Below are 16,640 nucleotides of genomic sequence, written 5' to 3' on the forward strand. Positions count from 1 at the left end.
CGCGGGGTGGAGCAGCCCGGTAGCTCGTCAGGCTCATAACCTGAAGGTCACAGGTTCAAATCCTGTCCCCGCAACCATCTTTACTTGCTCGGGCAACAAGTGAAGATTAGATCCAGCCCCCGCAACCATCTTTACTTGCGAAGACCCCGCCCCCGAGGCGGGGTTTTTCGTTTGTGCGGAAATCGTAAGTATTCCAGCAAGATCGCCTTGAACGTCGATCTCCACCTTGCCCTCAACAGGCGTCAGCACGATCTTATCTACCAACGAGCGAATGGTGTCGGCTGCCTCTACCCGCTTGCCCTCTTCTTCATCCTGAAGCGAGTCGTAGAGCTGCTGGATGCGCTTGCGGTATTGCAGCGCCATGCTCGGGTGCAACAGGGCCGGCGGCTCGTCAGCTTCGGCCAGGAACAGTTCCAGTTCCTTCTTCCGCTTTTCCAAGCTCACCATCTTCGCATTGAGAGCGTCGGCAGCGCCGCCTTTAAGGATCAGGTTGAGCAGGGTTTCGAGTTCCCGATCAATCTTCGCGATCTCGGCTTCCGCTGAGGCAATACCGGCGCGGCCTTCCATTCGTAGGCGGTTCATCTCTTGCGTGAACACCTCGCAGAAATGGGCAAATAGCTCAGGGTCAACGAGTCGGGTGCGCAGCGCATTCAGCACGCGTGATTCCAACTCGTCGCGACGGATATTGACGCGGTTGTTACAGGTGCCCTTATTGCGAGCTGTAGAGCATCCGATCAGCGTTGCCGAGATCGCGGAGTACCCGCCACCACAGCATGAACATTTGGTGAGGCCCGAGAAGAGGTATTTTGGGCGCCGCCGATGATTGACAGTGCGGACATCCGTGCAGCCGTTGTCGTCGCGGGTGAGCTTGTTCTTCTCCTGCCGTGCCTTCACAGCATTCCAGAGATCGTCGTCGAGGATCCGGAGCTCTGGTGTCTCCTGGATGACCCATTCCGATTCTGGGTTGGGGCGCGCCTGCCGCTTTCCGGTGTTCGGGTCCTTTACGAAGCGCTGCCGGTTCCAGACGATCTTGCCGACATACATCTCATTATTGAGGATGCCGTTGCCACGCTTCGGGTTGCCGTTGATCGTGCTGAAACCCCAGTCGCCGCCCGAAGGGGCCGGAATGCCGTCCTTGTTCAGTGCAAAGGCTATGGTCTTGGCCGACTTGCCGGCCGCGTAGTCGCGGAAAATGCGGCGAACGACGGCGGCCTGGTCTTCGTTGATGGTGCGGTCGCCTCGAATGGGTTCGCCATTGGCATCCAGCTTCTTGACCACATCGTAGCCATAGGAATTGCCGCCACCCGATTTGCCAGCCTCGACACGGCCGCGCTGGCCGCGGCGGGTCTTGTCGGCAAGATCCTTGAGGAAGAGGGCATTCATTGTGCCCTTGAGGCCGACATGCAGATGGCTGACCTCGCCCTCCGACAGGGTGAATATCTTCACATCCGCATAGGACACGCGTTTGAAGATTCCGGCGATGTCTTCCTGATCACGCGAGAGGCGATCCATAGCCTCTGAGAGGATCACGTCGAAGCGACCGGCCATGGCGTCGGTCATCAGAGCCTGGATGCCCGGACGGATCAGCGAAGCGCCGGAGATTGCGTGGTCGGTATATTCTTCGATGACGTGCCAGCCTTGCTTTTCGGCATGGAGGCGGCACATGCGAAGTTGGTCGGCAATGGAAGCGTCGCGTTGATTGTCAGAAGAATAACGGGCGTAGATCGCGACTTTCAAAACATGGCTCCCATCCGCATCAGGAGGTGCGCTTCCTCCTTTGCCTGGATAACTTCACTTCCTCGGCAAAGCATTCCCGTGCCGCCTGCTTTGCCAGGATGCCGACCAGACGCAGAAGGCGAAGGTCGGGACTGCCGCGCGGCGTAAACGTCAACTCCGGCGCGTCCAGCAGCAAAGATTCGAGCAGCGCTTCGCGCTCGGCTCCTGTCATCTTTGCTGTGTTTTGTGAGGCTCGCAAGGTCATAACTGACAGCATTCGTCCCGTGCCCGGTATAAGCAATGGAATTTACGGGCGAACATTTGGCGGCGATCAGTATGCCGACGCGTGTCATGGCGTGCGGCGGCGTGGTCTGGCGTGCCGTGGCATAGTGAAATGACCTGTCGGAATCGATCGCTGTCGCCGTCATCTTTCGCCTCGATACTACCCCATCGGAAGCTGTTGCTTGTGGATGCGACTTTATCGTATTGTATTTAGAGATACAAGATGCCATCTTCCGACCAAGGAGAATCGCCATGGCCAACACTGCCGAACGCAAGGAATATCCTATCTCAATGCGTCTGCCCGAGGCCGATGTTGCCATGATCGATCGTGCCGCCAGCCTGCGCGGCCGTTCGCGCACCGATTTCGTGCGAGATGCCGCTGTGCGCGCGGCCGAGGAGGTCGTCATGGAGCAGGGCCTGATCCGGATGAGCCCGGAAGGCTTTGCTCAGTTCATGGATGTGCTGTCGCGCCCGGCCGCTCCTGTTCCGGAGATGGTTGAAGTGCTGAAGCGGCCTGCGCCGTGGGAGCCCGGCTACGCGGCGAAGCGGTAATCCCTTGCTGCTTTCAGGACCCGAGCCGCTTTCCGCCGCCCACGATGTTTCTGAGTTTACCTGTGGCAATCCGACGCTCGACCGCTGGCTGAAAACCCGCGCGCTCTCCAATCAGCAGAAGGGCTTTACCGCCGTTCTCGTCGTGCATGAGGCAGGGCGTGTGGTGGGATATTACGGCCTTGCACCAACAGCCGTTGTGCCATCGGTGCTACCGCGCTCCATCCGGACGGGGCAGCCCCCTAATCCAATTCCCTGCATGCTGCTTGGCCAGCTCGCGACCGATATCGGCTCGGCAGGGTTGGGCATCGGGACTGGCCTTGTGAAGCACGCCCTCCAACGCTGCGTTCAGGCCGCATCGCTGATCGGTGGGCGGGCATTGATGGTCAACGCCGTCGACGGGGAGGCTGCCGAATTCTGGCAGCGTCGAGGATTTGAGCCTGCCAGAGATGATGGACTGGTCCTGTTTCGCTCGATCAGCGATATTGCTGCGTCGCTCCGTGAGGCTGGAAGGTGAATGGTCCAATGTTTCGTGGACGTCTTCCTTGCTAAATTTGAGGCAAGGACCTACGCCGGACATTCAAGACGGTGACCGGCAAGGCGAGGATCTCGAAGGAAATCCGCTTCCGCCTCCAGAACCACGCGTTGCAGGATGCCAGCTGCAAGAACCATGACCGCTAGGCACCACATAGTGGAAAAGCGCGCCGACATGACGAAACGGCACAGGTTCGTCTGCGCCATGCTTGCCAAGAAGTGCGCGCAAGTGCCGGAGGGAATGCAATAGCCCGGCCTTCGACGGTACTCAGATCCGGTCTGAAAACCGATCATAGGCATCGATCCGCCGAACCGGGGGATCGACCTCATACCGATAGATTTCCGTTCTCAAGAACCGTAGCTCGGCCTCGAGCTGAGCCTCGGGAACGTCAATATACCATGCGCGCGGCTGCGGGCCGGGATCGCCGTTCCAGCGGTATCCGCGCGCTTTGAGGACATCCTTGAGGTCAAAGGGTGCGTTCTCCGCCCAGATTTGTCAATCGGCTTCCAAAAAGGACCCCCTATCGGCGTGCAAAAGGGACCCCCTATCGGCGTGCAAAAGGGACCCCCTTCGTCGAGCAGCGTGACGGGTATGACGGGTGCTTTGTTCGCGCTGGTTGCGGCGTAGGGCGGGCGTAGCCCGACCGGAGGCGCAACCAGCGCGAAGCGTTCTCTGCCGGTGGTCCTGGGCGTCAGCTTCGATGTTTGAAGCGCCAGCTGTCGTTGCCAGTTTCGACGATGTCGCAATGCGAACCCCTCGCGCAGCAGCAGGTCGTGGATGCGCGTGAAGCGCAGCTTCTCGCGCCGCGGCCGCGCCTCGTCTTCTTCGAGCAACGCATCCAGTCGCGCCTGGAACGGTCCCAGCTTGGGCAGCGGTTGAACCTCCCGCCGATACGCCATGTCCGCCTCCGGCGCCCGAATCGCCTTGCGCACCACCTTGCGCACCACCTTGCGCGACAGGTGCAGGTCCCGCGCTATCGCCTTGATGGCCTTCCCCGACGCGTGCTCGCGCCGGATCCTCAACACCGTCTCCAATACCAACATCCCGATCTCGCCGCCTGACACACCGCCAAGCGAACAGCCTAGACCACCGGGATGAGGGGTCCTTTTTCGACGCCGATCACCCCGCTACCGGGGTCCCTTTTCCACGCCGATCCACAGCCCAGATTCGCCAAAAAACGGCACGGGCGCCGTCCAGGAGACGGCTGAGACCTGTAGCGCCAGATCGGGGCAGCCACATTGCCAGCAACTCGACCGTAGCAAGACAGTCGTACATCGCGCGGTGGCGGTCGTAGAAGAAGCCGGCGGCCTGAGCGAGATAGGCGAGTTTCGTGCCCTCGAACCCCTCCGCTGCCCAATCGATCTGGCTGAGCGAGCATGCCCACGGCTTCGTCGAGAACACGTCGCTGAATCGTTCAAGGAAGCGGCGGTCGAATGCCGCGTTGTGTGCGATGACGAGCGAAGCCGGCGCTGCGAATGTGGCTACCGCTGCGGGATCAATAATCTGGCCGGCCACCATCTCGTTGGTGATGCCCGTGATCGCGGTGATTTCCGGGGCGATAGGCTCGCTCGGCTGACGCAGCCCTTGGAAGCTGTCACCCACGCTGAAAATGGTGCCATCCAAGCCATAGTTGAATGGTGTCATGGCGAGTTCGATGATCTCGTCGCACTGATGGTCAAGCCCCGTGGTCTCCACATCAACCACCAGGCCAAGGCGCAGCGGCGTGCCTGGCGGAGGAACGATGCGAGGGCGCGGCTTGAGACGCCGGACGACCCGGTAGTCTCCCGTGGCCTCCAGCGTCTGCGCCAGGGTCTCCAGATGGTCAGAAGATGTCATCGTCTGACGCTTCGTTTGCTGCCATCGGCTCCCCTCCAGCAGTATCGACCGGAGCGAGTCGAATGCCGGCGGCTCGACCTTCTTCGTGGAACCACAAATCGACCACGGCGGTGTCGTCGCTGCGCGGCCGCGGTGATGCCTCCCGCACCTTGAATGTCGTCGGGAGATTGACCGAGGTTCCGAACACCAGCGCGTGCTGCCGAGGCAATGACGGTAACCGTTTCAGGACCGAATCCGAGATGAACGGCGTCATCTGCCGAATCTGAGAAAGATCGTCGGGGTTCTGGATGCGGTGAACCAGGAAATTGGAGCACTGGCTGAGAACCGTCTTGGACAGCTCACTCGGGCGTTGTGATGCCAAGAGCACGAACATGCCGTATTTGCGTCCTTCCTTGGCGATGCGCTCGAATATCTTGGTCGCGTCCACTGCATAGCGGGATGGCGTCGCCGAGATGTAGCGGTGCGCTTCTTCCAGCAGAAGATGGATCGGAAAGCGATTGCGCGGATCGGCGCGCCGGAGCAGGCGAAACAGCATCCGCGCGATCACGGCGCTGACCAGTTCGACCACCTCGTCCTCGACGTCATTCATGTCGATGATGATGATCTGATTGGCTTTGGTGTGGCCGGTTCCCTTGCCGTTCAGGCCGACCAGCCGAGTGAGAAACTTCAGCTCTCCATTGTCGGCGGCTGCGGCGCCCGCCTCATGTCGGAGGAATTCATACTCAGGGCGATCTTCCAGTGCCTGGAAGCGCGTCACCATCTGGGAGCAGTAGTCTCGGATTTGCCGATTACCGTGCGCCTCCGCATACAGGATGGCGAGGTCTATTGCATCGCCGAGTGCCGCAAAGTCGAATGGCAGGTTTTGATAGGCTGGAAGCTTCAAATCCTCCAACTCGAAACCGTTCGGGCCAACCAGATAAGCATCCAGACCCGCAGGGTTGGCCATTTGGCCAAAGTTGATCGCAATATATGGCCGGATTTTTGCCGCGTTGATCTCGTTCGTGCTGAAGCGCTGAAGGATGCCAATGATCCGATCATGCTTGGACGGGCTCGACGAGTCGTCGCGCATAATCTGGGTGATGCACTTGGCGAGGATGTGATTGCGGACGCTGTTGAGTTCTGCGGCCCCCGCATTTGAGAACAAGGTCGAGAGCCCGAGCGCCATGCGCAGGATGGGCACCTGGGTGCGCTCGCTGGCTTGCAGCAACAGCTCCCATTCCGCCAGTTCCAAAAACCAGTGCGGCAAGCGGAAGCCCGCTGCCGTACCGTCGAGGACGACGCGCTCGACTCCGATCGCTCCCACCTTCGCGGAAGCGCTCAGAGCGGCGTGATACTCGCCGTTGACGTCGAAGACGATGAAGGTCGCGCCGCGGGCGTGATGCTCCTTCGGCTTGCAGAAAAGGGACTGCAAGACCGAGGCGACCGTGCAGGATTTGCCGCTGCCGGTATTGCCCAGGACGGCGACATGACCGCCGAAGAACTCGTTCAGACGAACTTTGACGTCGTAGTCCTCGAACACCACCGACTTGCCGATCGGTAGAACCCGATAGCGCGTGGCCCCTTCGGGTTGGCAGGCGCCGCCATCCGGGCCGACTGACGGCTCGACGGCGGCCTCGGTCTCAAAGATGCGATCGAGCTCGCCATCCAGCGCATACAGTGCGTCCGCATACAGAGACGGGAAAACCGACACACCGAAGCGGAACGCGCCGCCGCGCATCGGCAACATGCCGACGGGCACCACGTCCAGATATTTCGAGGAGCCGGCCCGGTCGAAATCGCCCCGCTCGGAAGGCGTGCTCGCGTCGCGCTCACGCAGGCCGACAACCTCGACCACGACATATTCCGACTGCGACGGAATCATCAGGAATGATCCCAGTCGCGCCACATAATGCACGTCGTCGAAGCCGACGACCGTGAAGTTGTCGGTGCCGACGTGCATCTCGACAACAAAGCGGTCGGCCGCAACCGAGACCACCTTGCCGATCGCCCGCTTGCGATCGTCGTGGCTCATGCCTCGCCATCCTTTGTCTCGTCGCCCCTTTTCGGCGCCAGCTCCGACAACACCTTGCGGACGGCGTCATCAATCCTGTCGCTGGGGCGCTGGGGCATGAAATGCTCGACGATCATGTCGAAGTAGTGCGCCCTCGTCCCGTCGGAAGGGCCATTGCCTCCAATGATCCAAATGCGCGGATCGCGCAGCGCCCGCAGCTTGGCGATCTCTCCCTCCGTGTCGGGCGCCGCAAAGATCACCAAGCGGAAGGTCGGGATCGTCAGAGCCTGATAGATGATGTTGTTCAGGTGCTCGTCGCCGAAGGCGTAGCCGGCCGTGATGAGAACGCTCTGCTCGCGCACGATCCGGGACTGAAATTCCCGGAACAGGTCTGCGTAGGGCGAGCCGAGCGAAGAGTTCTGCTTCGCCGGCGTCGGATAGATCAGCATCTGGTTTGAGGATTCCGGCGGCCAGACCTCCTTGATCGGGAACAGGCCATGATCGTCCTCGGTCCAAGTGACCGAACCATGCAATTTGCAGAGATAGACGAAGGCGTCGACGGCAGTCCATTTGCGGCTGGCGACGTCGAGCTGCTCGGCCAGAGCATAGCGGAAGATCGCCGGGTTGAAGCGGCGTTCTACGACGCCGGAAAAACCGTTGGCATAGGGAATGCCCAGGCGATCCATCGCCAATTCGCTGAAATGATCGTAGTTGGTCGTGAACACCCAGGGCCGGGGCAAGGACCGATCGCGTAGGACCAGTTTCTTGTAGAAACGCTCGTAGAGGTCGCGCACGGTCGTGTCGCCCTCCGTGGCGAAGGCCCCTTGGGTGACACGGGTCCATAGGAAGTCCTGGACCTTCTTGATGATGCCGTCGAGAACAGCGCGATAGGGGTGAAGATCGGGATTCTCGCTCTGGCGCAGCACGAACCGTTGCGCGAACAGCACCTCCATCAAGCGTTCCAGGTTACGGCTGTAATCCTTCGCCAGGTCGACTCCGAGCGCGTCGAGATAGTCGAGTTCGTCTTTGGTCAGCCGCCACGGTGCCGGTACAGCGCCGGCTGTTGGCGGATCGCTGTAGAATCCCGCCGCGCGTGCCTCGATGGTTTCGCCGCAAAACTCCTTGGCCAACGGCGCCATGGTCGCAATGCCGAGTTCCTTTTTGTCCTTCATCAGGGAAGAACATCCGGCGCCGAGCAGAAATGCGATGTTCTTGGCGTTCATGGCCTCGGAAATCGCCTTGCGGGCGCTCTCGATCCCCTTGTTCCAGTCCAGTTCAGATGGCTCGGAATCGCCGTCCCGCAGAAACTGGAATTTTCGCTCTTCTTCGACTTCGCTCATATACCCCCGGTCCTCCCAGTTTCTTACTTGGCTGCTCTGTTCGCGCGCGCGGCTATATCAGCGCACTGCGCCATGAGCGCTTCGAACGGCTCCTCGTCGTCGAAGAGCAGTCCATCCTCAACCATGCGGGCATAGTCATCCTCCAACGCCTTCGCGCCATCGCCGACCGGCACGAGTTGCAAGCCGCCGCTGACAGCCGCTGCATAGTCGATCGGCGTGCGGTCGGCGGCCTTCTCTGCGAAGAACATCGACTTGTGCCGAGCGGCAGCGTTGGCCAGGTCGCGATCGGCAAAAGCGGCTTCCGCGAAGCCGGCTTCGTCCAGTCGGACAACATCGCGCCAATGTCGCGCGAAGCGGTCGCCGCGCAGCCGCTCCTGGAGGCAGAAGACGTGGATGGCGGTCGCCTTCTCCCAGAACGTCCGCTCCGCGTGCATGACGCGCGGCCGCGCCGTCGGGAAGAGCAGCCCTCGATCAGGCCGGCCGCGTCGCAGACGACGTCGCGCAAGCTCGCGGGTTCGCCCGTCGAGCGCGCGCCGAACTCCAGCATGACGCTTGGAGCCACATAGCCGGACCCGGCTGCGGTCGCCTCATAGTCGATGAAGAGCTTCTCATCCTCGACGCGGACGGCCGCCGCCAGACCTTCGACGGCCAGTGCGGTCTCGATCACAGGCTGCACGGTTTCCGCGACCCATGCCGGTAACCGCCGACGGACCTCGCTGGACCTGCGCTTTTCCTCGCTTCGTGTCTTCGGCAGACCCTCGCCATTGTCCCCAACCAGATCGGGCGCAATCGCCCGAATGTCGTAGGTCAGATCCACGTCCTCCGAAAACCGGCGAATGACCTGATAGGCTTTCGACAGCGACGTGCCGCCCTTGAACACCAGATGCTCGCCGAGCGGTGCCGCGTAGAGGGTCGCCAGCGCCCACACCACCCACACATCCTTTTCGAGAAGATGGGTGGGGCGACCCGAACGGTCGGCAGCGACGCCCAGTGCATCACGCCGATCCTCGGCCGAAAGCTGGAGGAAAACGTCAGCCATAGGCCGCCTTTCCGACGCTCTGTGCGAGCCATGTCGGAAACTGCGGCGCGGCGGCGACCAGTTCGCCGAACTCGCCGGGCGGCATCTTCCGTTTCAATGTCGTGAGCGCGGCCTCCGCCCTTTCGGGGCCGAGCCAAGCCAGCGCCCGCACGGCCTCCCCTGCGGGGCGGTTGGCCAGGGCCAGTTGCCAGCGCGGCGCGTGCCGCAATTCGACGACCTGCTTGCCGAGGTGCATCTTTCGGCTGCGTCCGGAGGTCAGATAGACCGAGCGGACGGGCACCTGCGTCGTCAAGCCAAGCGCGTTCGCCGCGGCGGCTCCGTTCGAGACGATGATCTCCCCTTTTTGGGTAGCGAGGGCCTCGACAGCCTGCTCGACCGAAGGTGCGCGCGTGCCAAACCGACTGGCGATGGGACGCAGATAGACGCCACGACCGGCGCGGATGAGCTGCCCGCGCTCGGACAGACGCGACAATGCCTGATCCACGGCCGCCCGGTTTCCGAGGTGGAGCAAGCCCTTGGCGGACACGGGCATCCCTTCGGGAAGTCCCGTCGCATGTGCCAGAATCTGTTCGGTCAGCCGTGTCATCGTCTTTCTCCTGTTGGAAATGTACGCGAGTTTCTGACAGTTTTCAAGGAAGTCCGGATAGGGGAACGCCTTCCCCTGCGGCCGAGCCTTGGTCTCTGCCTACCCCTTCTGCGGGGAGATCCCCGCAACGCCCCCTTCAGAGTGAGAGTACGGACGGATTTTCCGTGACGGGTTGAGGGCTGGAGGAGAGGCTTCCGGCGCCCGTCGCGGAGATCATCCCGATGGCCAGACAGGGTCGTAACCTCGCGGAAGGTGGCGCGCGCAGCAACCTTTACGACGACATCACCAACAAGATCATCGCCGAGCTGGAGCAAGGGCGGTTGCCATGGGTCCAGCCCTGGGGTGCGTCGCCTGATACCGCCCCGCTGGGCCTGCCGAGAAATGCTTCAACCGGCCGATCCTATTCCGGCATCAATATTCTCATCCTCTGGGGCGCTGTCATCCAGCATGGTTTCCCCGCTCAGGCGTGGTTGACGTTCCGCCAGGCGCTTTCGCTTGGCGGCAATGTCAGGAAGGGCGAGCGTGGCACAACTGTCGTTTATGCCGACCGTTTCACCCCCGAGGACGAGAAGCGCCGTGCTCGCGAAACGGGTGAGGATGCGCATGCCATTTCGTTCCTGAAGCGGTTCACGGTCTTTAACGCCGCGCAATGCGATGGCCTACCCGATGAGATCACGGCAGTCGCGCCGCCACCGCCGCCGGGCCTTATCGAACCTCGGGTCGAGGCGTTGATTCGGGCCACCGGCATTGACTTCCGTATTGGCGGCAATCGCGCCTTCTATATGCCGTCGCTCGACTATGTGCAGGTGCCGCCTCCGCAAGCCTATTTCGAGCCGATCAACTGGCACAGGACGGCCCTGCATGAGCTGGGGCACGCCAGCGGCCATCACAGCCGCCTCAACCGCGATCTGACCGGCTCGTTCGGTTCGAAGAAATACGCCTTCGAGGAAATGATTGCCGAACAGACCGCGGCCTTCAGTTGCGCCGCGCTCGGGATCGTGCCGACCGTCCGCCATGCCGATTATATCGGATCGTGGTTGGAGGTCATGCGCGAGGATTCCCGCGCGATTGTCCGCGCGGCCTCGCAGGCCAGCAAGGCGGCGGACTGGTTGCTGTCGCATCTTCCGGCCGACGACGCCGGGGAGCCCGATACGAGCGTAACCGACCGGAGGGCTGCGGCATGATCCTCCTGACCAGCACACAGCGCGACCGCCTGCTGGAAAATGGCCGCCAGCGCGAACAGGATCACATCCCGGTCGTGAAGTTCTTCAACCCCCTCGGCGAGGGCGCCTGGCTCGCCACCGAGCTGGATGAGGATGGCGACATCATGTTCGGCCTGGCCGATCTCGGCCATCCCGAACTGGGTTCGTGGAGCCTTGGCGAGATGGCATCAGTCCGGCTGCCCTTCGGCATGGTCATCGAGCGCGATCTGCTGTTCACCGGGGATTTCCCGATCTCGGTCTGGGCCGAGGCCGCCCGCGAAACCGGCAGCATCCGCGCCGCCGAGCGTCTGCTCTACCGCATCGGCGCACGATTCTCCCGTACATCCGCCGATACAGAAAACCGGAGTGCCTGATTTCCGGGTTTCAGGTTCTGCGGCTGGCGTCGCTCTCTTCAGAGGAAGAGGGCGGCGCTTCGCTTCGTGACGGGCTGATAGCCGGAGAGAGAGGCTCACCGGCGTCCGTCATGGAGTAACCGACATGGCCACTGCCGCTCAGAAGATCACCCTGTCGTCCTCGCGCGATATTCCCTTCAACAAGCTGGTGCTTTCCCAGTCCAACGTCCGGCGCGTCAAGGCCGGGATCTCGGTCGAGGAACTGGCCGAGTCCATCGCGCGGCGTGGGCTGATCCAGTCCCTGCACGTCCGCCCGGTCGTAGATGCCGAGGGCAAGGAGACCGGCATGTTCGAGGTGCCCGCCGGCGGTCGCCGCTTCCGGGCGCTGGAGTTGCTGGTCAAGCAGAAACGCCTCGCCAAAATCGCGCCGGTTCCGTGTGTGGTGTCGGAGGCCAGCGCCGATGTGCTGATCGACGAGGTATCGCTCGCCGAAAACATCGAGCGCGCACCGCTGCATCCGCTCGACCAGTTCCGAGCCTTCCAGGCCATGCGCGAAAAGGGCATGTCCGAGGAAGCCATCGCCGCCGCCTTCTTCGTGGATGCCAAGGTAGTAAAGCAGCGCCTGCGGCTCGTTTCCGTTTCACCGGCCTTGCTCGATGTCTATGCCGAGGATGGCATGACGTTGGAACAGTTGATGGCCTTCAGCGTCAGTTTTGATCATGCTCGTCAGGAGCAGGTATGGGACGCGATCAAGGACGGCTGGCAGAAAGAACCCTACCACATCCGCCGCCTGCTGACCGAAACCACGGTGCGCGCCGCCGATAAGCGGGCGCTCTTCGTCGGCATCGATGCCTATGAGGACGCTGGCGGCTGTGTGCTGCGCGATCTTTTCCAGCAGGACGATGGCGGTTGGCTCCAGGATCCGGTGCTGCTCGACCGGTTGGTCGGCGAAAAGCTCAAGGCAGACGCGGAAACCATCGCCGCCGAGGGATGGAAATGGGTCGAGGTCGCCATGACCTTCCCCTACGGTCACGATCATGGACTGCGGCAACTTGTCGGCACTACCGTCGACCTGACCGAGGAAGAGCGCACAACCCGCGAGGCATTGCGCGACGAATATGACCGGCTTGAAGCCGAATATGGCGAGGCTGACGAACTGCCTGACGAGATCGACGCCCGCCTCGGTGAGATCGAACAGGCGCTGGAAACCTTCGAGCGCCGCCCGATGACCTTCGACCTCGCTCAAATCGGCATGGCTGGCGTCTTCGTCAGTATCGACTCCGATGGCTCCCTGCTGGTCGAACGCGGTTATGTTCGCGCCGAGGATGAAACGCCTGCGGAACCGGAAGCTGAGATCGTTGACCCGAAAACCGGTGAAGTGATCCAGCGGGCAGAATCGGAGGTGAGCCGCATGCGTGCGGTTATCACGCTGGGCGGCCAGCCGGTCGAACCGGAGGAAGACGAGGCAGACACCATCAAGCCGCTGCCCGATCGGCTGGTCAGCGAGCTGACCGCACATCGCACGCTGGCACTGCGGGATGCGGTTGCAGTGAACCCGCATGTCGCCATGACGGCACTGCTGCACCGGCTGGTCATGGATTGCTTCATGCCGCATTCCATCCGCGGGTGCCTGGAAGCACAGGTCCGCGAGGTGCACCTGCCCGCACAGGCCGAGGATCTGCGCGATAGCGCGTCCGCCAAGTCGATCGCAGACCGGCACGAACGCTGGGGCGACCATGTCCCAGCAGACGATGCCGTCCTCTGGGATTGGCTGACCGATCTTGATGACGGTTCGCGCATGGACCTGCTCGCCCATTGCGTCAGCTTCGGTATCAACGCGCTCTATGAGAAGCCTAACCCCTACAGCGGCATGGGCGTCAGCCAGCACGGGTTGGACATCCGCCTGTCGCAGGCTGACCGGCTGGCCCGTTCCACGGGCCTCGACATGGTAGCCGTAGGTTGGCGGCCGACGGTAGGCAATTATCTCGGCCGCGTGACCAAGCCGCGTATCCTTGAAGCTGTGCGCGAAGGGGCCGGTGATCGGGCCGCCGAGCTGATCGGACACCTCAAGAAGGGCGACATGGCCAAGGAAGCCGAACGCCTGCTGGCCGAATCCGGCTGGCTGCCTGAGCCGCTGCGCATGGTGGATGACGGTATCGAAGTCGATCCGGCATCGGGCGCTACGGCGGAAGCCGACGATCTGCCCGATTTCCTTTCCGGCGATGGCGAGGACAACCCTGCCGACGACGAGGAAGAGCAGCACATGGTCGCCGCGGAATAACCCTCAATCGGGGCGGCTTCGGTCGCCCCATTCCAGCCGCTCCGTTTCCGTAACTCGCCCGGTCCTCGTGATCGGGCTTTTCTTTGGAGAGTCACCATGCCGATCAGTATCGACATCGATCAGATTTTTCGGGAGGACCGTGAACATCCCCCGTCGGATCGCACCTTACCGTGGATCGAAACCTGCGATGGCATCACTGTTGTCGTGGAACCTAAGCCCCATTGGGCCGACGACATGCGGGTGTTCCGGCTCGATGCCCGTGAGTATTGCCGCTACGCCGAGTGGACCGCTCACGGCGCTCGTGCCCGTTTCTTCGGTCATATCGATACGTCGGGCGATGATCTGATGATGAAGGCGCGCGCGATGATCGCCCGAGAAATTGCCGATGGGCTTTGGAGCTGAAGACCCGATCGCAGGGCGTCGGGCCGTGAGGATGGGAGGTCTGCACCGGACGAGTCCAATTTCAGCTTCACCATGCAATCCGCCATTCCCATCAGGTCAAGCGGCAGCCATCTCTGGCCTGAAGGTAACACGATCCTGATGCCAGCATGGCGGCAAGGCTGGCGCGCCAGAGCATCTGCGACGGGTATCCGGCATCTTGTCAGATGCGAAAAACCACCCCCGCTTCCATTCGCAAACCTTGGTCCGACCTGTCTCTTTGACATTCAACCCCAAAGGGGTCGGCTTGACGCTTTGCGTGCCGCCCTCGGGGTTCTGGACAAGAGTCCGAACGCGCTCGGGTGATTGCAGATCCGGTCAGACACTTCGGGCGCCTGTCACGCGGGGGATGGTCCCCCGCCTCCCAAGACAGGAGCCGGAACCCATGTCCTATGCAGATGCCACCGCCTTCGCCGCCAGCCTTGCCGCCACGCTGATGGTTTCGATCGTTGTGTTCCAGGCCGGAGACGGCACCCACGCCGCTTGCCCCGCCGCCGAGTTCGACGGCGACGACGACATGGTGAAGCTGGAACTGGACCCGTGGGAATAAGGCGCGAAAGCGCCTCATCCCCAACGGCCCGAGCGCGGCACTCGCGACCGGGCCTTCAGCCTTGCGATGATCCCCATCGCCGGCAGCGGAACCGGGAACAAGCCCGGTCAGAAAGGAAGAGTGCGGGCCGTTCGGCCGTGACGGGTTGAGGGTCGGAGAGAGAGGCTTTCCGGCGCCCGTCATGGAGTGATCCCGATGACCTTTGCCCGTTCCGAAAGCTTCCGTTCCATCGGTCAGATTCTGGCTGCCGATGTTTTGCCCGCGCTGTATCGGGCGCAAAAGCTGCCGCTGCGCATCTCGTGTCTGGGCGTGGCCAGCTATGACGGCAGTGACGAAGCGCACAGTTTCGACCGCGCGATTCCGCTTGGGGAATACCCGTCACCGGAAGAGGCCATCCAGGCCGCGGCCTTGCGCGTGGCGCGCGGTGATATTTGCACGGGGCCGGACAGCTTCCCATATTTTCAGCCGCGCATTATGCTCATTCAGGACCGAGATCAGCGCCTGGTCCTCGCCGGTGAAATCCGCGCCGGCATTATCCTCTGGCAACAGCCAGTCGCATCCGATGCCGAGGCACGCAGGATCGTGACCGAGGCCAGCCGCCTGCGCAGTATGGCATTCCGGGCCTCGGACCCCGGTGATGCGAGACGGCTGCGTTATCGCGCCGCTGCGCTGGAGGCCCGATTGGTCGATCCCTTCTGGCGCGAAACCTCGGCCGATCTACTCCGCCTGCCACAGGCCGCCTGAGCTTCACCCATTTCATCCCATTCGGCTCGGCCATACGCCGAGCCATGTCATGTCCGGAGACCGTCATGGCCGACTATTACACGCACTTTTCCTGCCTGCTCGACGTAGGCACCCCCGCAAACGCCGCCCGCGCGCTCGATCTCTACAACGCTCTGGCAGATGACAATGCCGCTGAGGATCCGCCCTCGGATGGCTTCCTGCTCTCCATCCAGCCAGAGCATGGCGGTACGCAACTCTGGATGCGCGATGATGTCACGGGTGACCCTGAGCATGTCATCCAATTCGTCAAACGCTGCGCTGCCGAATTTGGCCTGAGCGGATTGTGGGGTTTCCAGTACGCAAATAGCTGCTCGAAACCGCGCATCGACGGATTTGGTGGTGGGGCGCATGTCCTTGATCTCGCCACCGGCGAGACAGTGGACTGGATCTATACCGATGGCTGGCTTTCCTCGGTTCTGGAAGGGAGAGACCACTATGCCTGAGGTCATCGAAACCACCGTCTATCGCCTCAACGAATTGTCTGATGTGGCAAAGGACAAGGCCCGTGCCTGGTATCGTGAGGGCGGCTTCGACTATGACTGGTACGATGCCGTCTATGAGGATTTCCAGCGCATCGCGGATATCCTCGGGTTGAACCTCAAGACCCGCACCGTCCGATTGATGGGCGGCGGCACCCGGCAGGAACCCTGCATCTGGTTCCGGGGCTTCTGGTCGCAAGGTGACGGTGCCTGCTTTGAATCGTGGTATTCCTACCGGAAACATGCTCCGCGCCTTATCCGGGAGCACGTACCGCAGGACACCGAATTGCATCGTATTGCCGATGCCCTTCAGGCGGTCCAGCGCCGCAACTTCTATCAGCTTCGCGCCGATGCCAGCCATCGCGGCCATTATTACCACGAATATTGCATGGCGATCTCGGTCGAGCGCGATAGTCCGACATACCAGGACATGACCGGCGATGCCGAGGAGACGATCATCGAGGCGCTGCGCGATCTGGCCCGCTGGCTCTACCGCCAGCTTGAGCGCGAGTATGATTATCTGTCCTCGGACGAGGCTGTCGATGAAACCATTGCCGCCAATGAATACACCTTCACCGCAGCTGGTCACCGCTTCGGATGATCCCGAGAAGACACTGACAAGCGCCCCACCGTCCGGTCGGGGCGCTTTTTTTATGCTGCGCTTTGAGAGTCAGAGGCGGG

At 62.0% G+C, this 16,640-nt stretch carries 16 protein-coding genes, 1 tRNA gene and 3 pseudogenes; 12 read left to right on the forward strand and 8 right to left on the reverse strand.

The genetic code is table 11. The annotated features are described in order from the left end of the window. Both ACH0CP_RS17210 and ACH0CP_RS17215 read left to right on the forward strand, forming a co-directional pair. Positions 1–77 (forward strand) — tRNA-Met (locus tag ACH0CP_RS17210). Positions 78–207: 130 nt separating this feature from the next. Continuing rightward, a complete protein-coding gene (locus ACH0CP_RS17215; RefSeq protein WP_024707729.1) occupies positions 208–543 on the forward strand; it encodes a hypothetical protein in 336 nt (111 codons plus the stop codon). A gap of 108 nt (positions 544–651) precedes the next feature. On the opposite strand, the pseudogene ACH0CP_RS17220 reads toward ACH0CP_RS17215, so the two are convergent. Together ACH0CP_RS17220 and ACH0CP_RS17225 are read right to left on the reverse strand one after the other, a co-directional pair. Further along, a pseudogene (locus ACH0CP_RS17220) lies at positions 652–1,737 on the reverse strand (recombinase family protein); the annotation flags it as partial. Positions 1,738–1,756: 19 nt separating this feature from the next. Then, positions 1,757–1,981: a hypothetical protein gene (locus ACH0CP_RS17225; protein ID WP_406889907.1), complete on the reverse strand. Its 225-nt coding sequence runs from the start codon at positions 1,979–1,981 to the stop codon at positions 1,757–1,759. Positions 1,982–2,250: 269 nt separating this feature from the next. Between ACH0CP_RS17225 and ACH0CP_RS17230 the strand changes: the two genes are divergently transcribed. Next, positions 2,251–2,550: a DUF1778 domain-containing protein gene (locus ACH0CP_RS17230; RefSeq protein ID WP_024707726.1), complete on the forward strand. Its 300-nt coding sequence runs from the start codon at positions 2,251–2,253 to the stop codon at positions 2,548–2,550. A gap of 4 nt (positions 2,551–2,554) precedes the next feature. Beyond that, entirely contained in the window at positions 2,555–3,064 is a 510-nt protein-coding gene (locus tag ACH0CP_RS17235) for a GNAT family N-acetyltransferase (protein WP_024707725.1), read from the forward strand. Between the two features lie 734 nt (positions 3,065–3,798). On the opposite strand, the pseudogene ACH0CP_RS17240 reads toward ACH0CP_RS17235, so the two are convergent. From ACH0CP_RS17240 to ACH0CP_RS17265, 6 genes and pseudogenes are all read right to left on the reverse strand, one after another. Then, positions 3,799–4,125: pseudogene (locus tag ACH0CP_RS17240) on the reverse strand (IS21 family transposase); the annotation flags it as partial. Between the two features lie 76 nt (positions 4,126–4,201). After that, complete coding sequence (locus ACH0CP_RS17245; protein ID WP_406889906.1) at positions 4,202–4,918, reverse strand: 3'-5' exonuclease; 717 nt, start codon at positions 4,916–4,918, stop codon at positions 4,202–4,204. Then, complete coding sequence (locus ACH0CP_RS17250; RefSeq protein WP_024707723.1) at positions 4,905–6,929, reverse strand: ATP-binding protein; 2,025 nt, start codon at positions 6,927–6,929, stop codon at positions 4,905–4,907. The genes ACH0CP_RS17245 and ACH0CP_RS17250 overlap by 14 nt, the downstream gene beginning before the upstream one ends. Continuing rightward, entirely contained in the window at positions 6,926–8,248 is a 1,323-nt protein-coding gene (locus ACH0CP_RS17255; RefSeq protein WP_024707722.1) for an SIR2 family protein, read from the reverse strand. Before ACH0CP_RS17255 ends, ACH0CP_RS17250 begins: the two co-directional genes overlap by 4 nt. A 23-nt stretch (positions 8,249–8,271) precedes the next feature. Beyond that, positions 8,272–9,287: pseudogene (locus ACH0CP_RS17260) on the reverse strand (nucleotidyl transferase AbiEii/AbiGii toxin family protein). Continuing rightward, the gene (locus tag ACH0CP_RS17265; RefSeq protein WP_024707721.1) at positions 9,280–9,873 is read right to left on the reverse strand and encodes a DUF6088 family protein; all 594 of its coding nucleotides are present in this window, start codon (positions 9,871–9,873) and stop codon (positions 9,280–9,282) included. The pseudogene ACH0CP_RS17260 and the gene ACH0CP_RS17265 overlap by 8 nt, the downstream one beginning before the upstream one ends. A gap of 221 nt (positions 9,874–10,094) precedes the next feature. On the opposite strand from ACH0CP_RS17265, the gene ACH0CP_RS17270 reads away from it, so the two are divergent. The 8 genes from ACH0CP_RS17270 to ACH0CP_RS17305 all read left to right on the forward strand — a co-directional run bounded on the left by ACH0CP_RS17270 (position 10,095) and on the right by ACH0CP_RS17305 (position 16,560). Continuing rightward, entirely contained in the window at positions 10,095–11,057 is a 963-nt protein-coding gene (locus ACH0CP_RS17270) for an ArdC family protein (protein WP_015740129.1), read from the forward strand. Then, positions 11,054–11,449: a DUF2958 domain-containing protein gene (locus ACH0CP_RS17275; protein ID WP_393997887.1), complete on the forward strand. Its 396-nt coding sequence runs from the start codon at positions 11,054–11,056 to the stop codon at positions 11,447–11,449. Before ACH0CP_RS17270 ends, ACH0CP_RS17275 begins: the two co-directional genes overlap by 4 nt. A gap of 124 nt (positions 11,450–11,573) precedes the next feature. Continuing rightward, positions 11,574–13,709 (forward strand): ParB/RepB/Spo0J family partition protein, encoded by a 2,136-nt coding sequence (locus ACH0CP_RS17280; RefSeq protein ID WP_406889903.1) that lies wholly within the window; start codon positions 11,574–11,576, stop codon positions 13,707–13,709. Positions 13,710–13,805: 96 nt separating this feature from the next. Beyond that, positions 13,806–14,111, forward strand: coding sequence for a hypothetical protein (locus ACH0CP_RS17285; protein WP_406889902.1), 306 nt, complete (start codon positions 13,806–13,808; stop codon positions 14,109–14,111). Positions 14,112–14,532: 421 nt separating this feature from the next. Continuing rightward, positions 14,533–14,697 (forward strand): hypothetical protein, encoded by a 165-nt coding sequence (locus ACH0CP_RS17290; protein WP_009450567.1) that lies wholly within the window; start codon positions 14,533–14,535, stop codon positions 14,695–14,697. 195 nt (positions 14,698–14,892) lie between these two features. Beyond that, on the forward strand, positions 14,893–15,441 hold the full coding sequence (locus ACH0CP_RS17295; protein ID WP_406889900.1) for a hypothetical protein: 549 nt from the start codon (positions 14,893–14,895) through the stop codon (positions 15,439–15,441). Positions 15,442–15,506: 65 nt separating this feature from the next. Next, positions 15,507–15,923, forward strand: a complete 417-nt coding sequence (locus ACH0CP_RS17300) for a hypothetical protein (protein ID WP_237831498.1) — start codon at positions 15,507–15,509, stop codon at positions 15,921–15,923. After that, positions 15,916–16,560: an antitoxin of toxin-antitoxin stability system gene (locus tag ACH0CP_RS17305; protein WP_237831499.1), complete on the forward strand. Its 645-nt coding sequence runs from the start codon at positions 15,916–15,918 to the stop codon at positions 16,558–16,560. Before ACH0CP_RS17300 ends, ACH0CP_RS17305 begins: the two co-directional genes overlap by 8 nt. Positions 16,561–16,640: the final 80 nt, after the last annotated feature.

Origin of the sequence: Sphingomonas sp. 179-I 2A4 NHS, from assembly GCF_045369135.1 — a bacterium.
In the GTDB taxonomy this organism is placed as follows: domain Bacteria; phylum Pseudomonadota; class Alphaproteobacteria; order Sphingomonadales; family Sphingomonadaceae; genus Sphingomonas.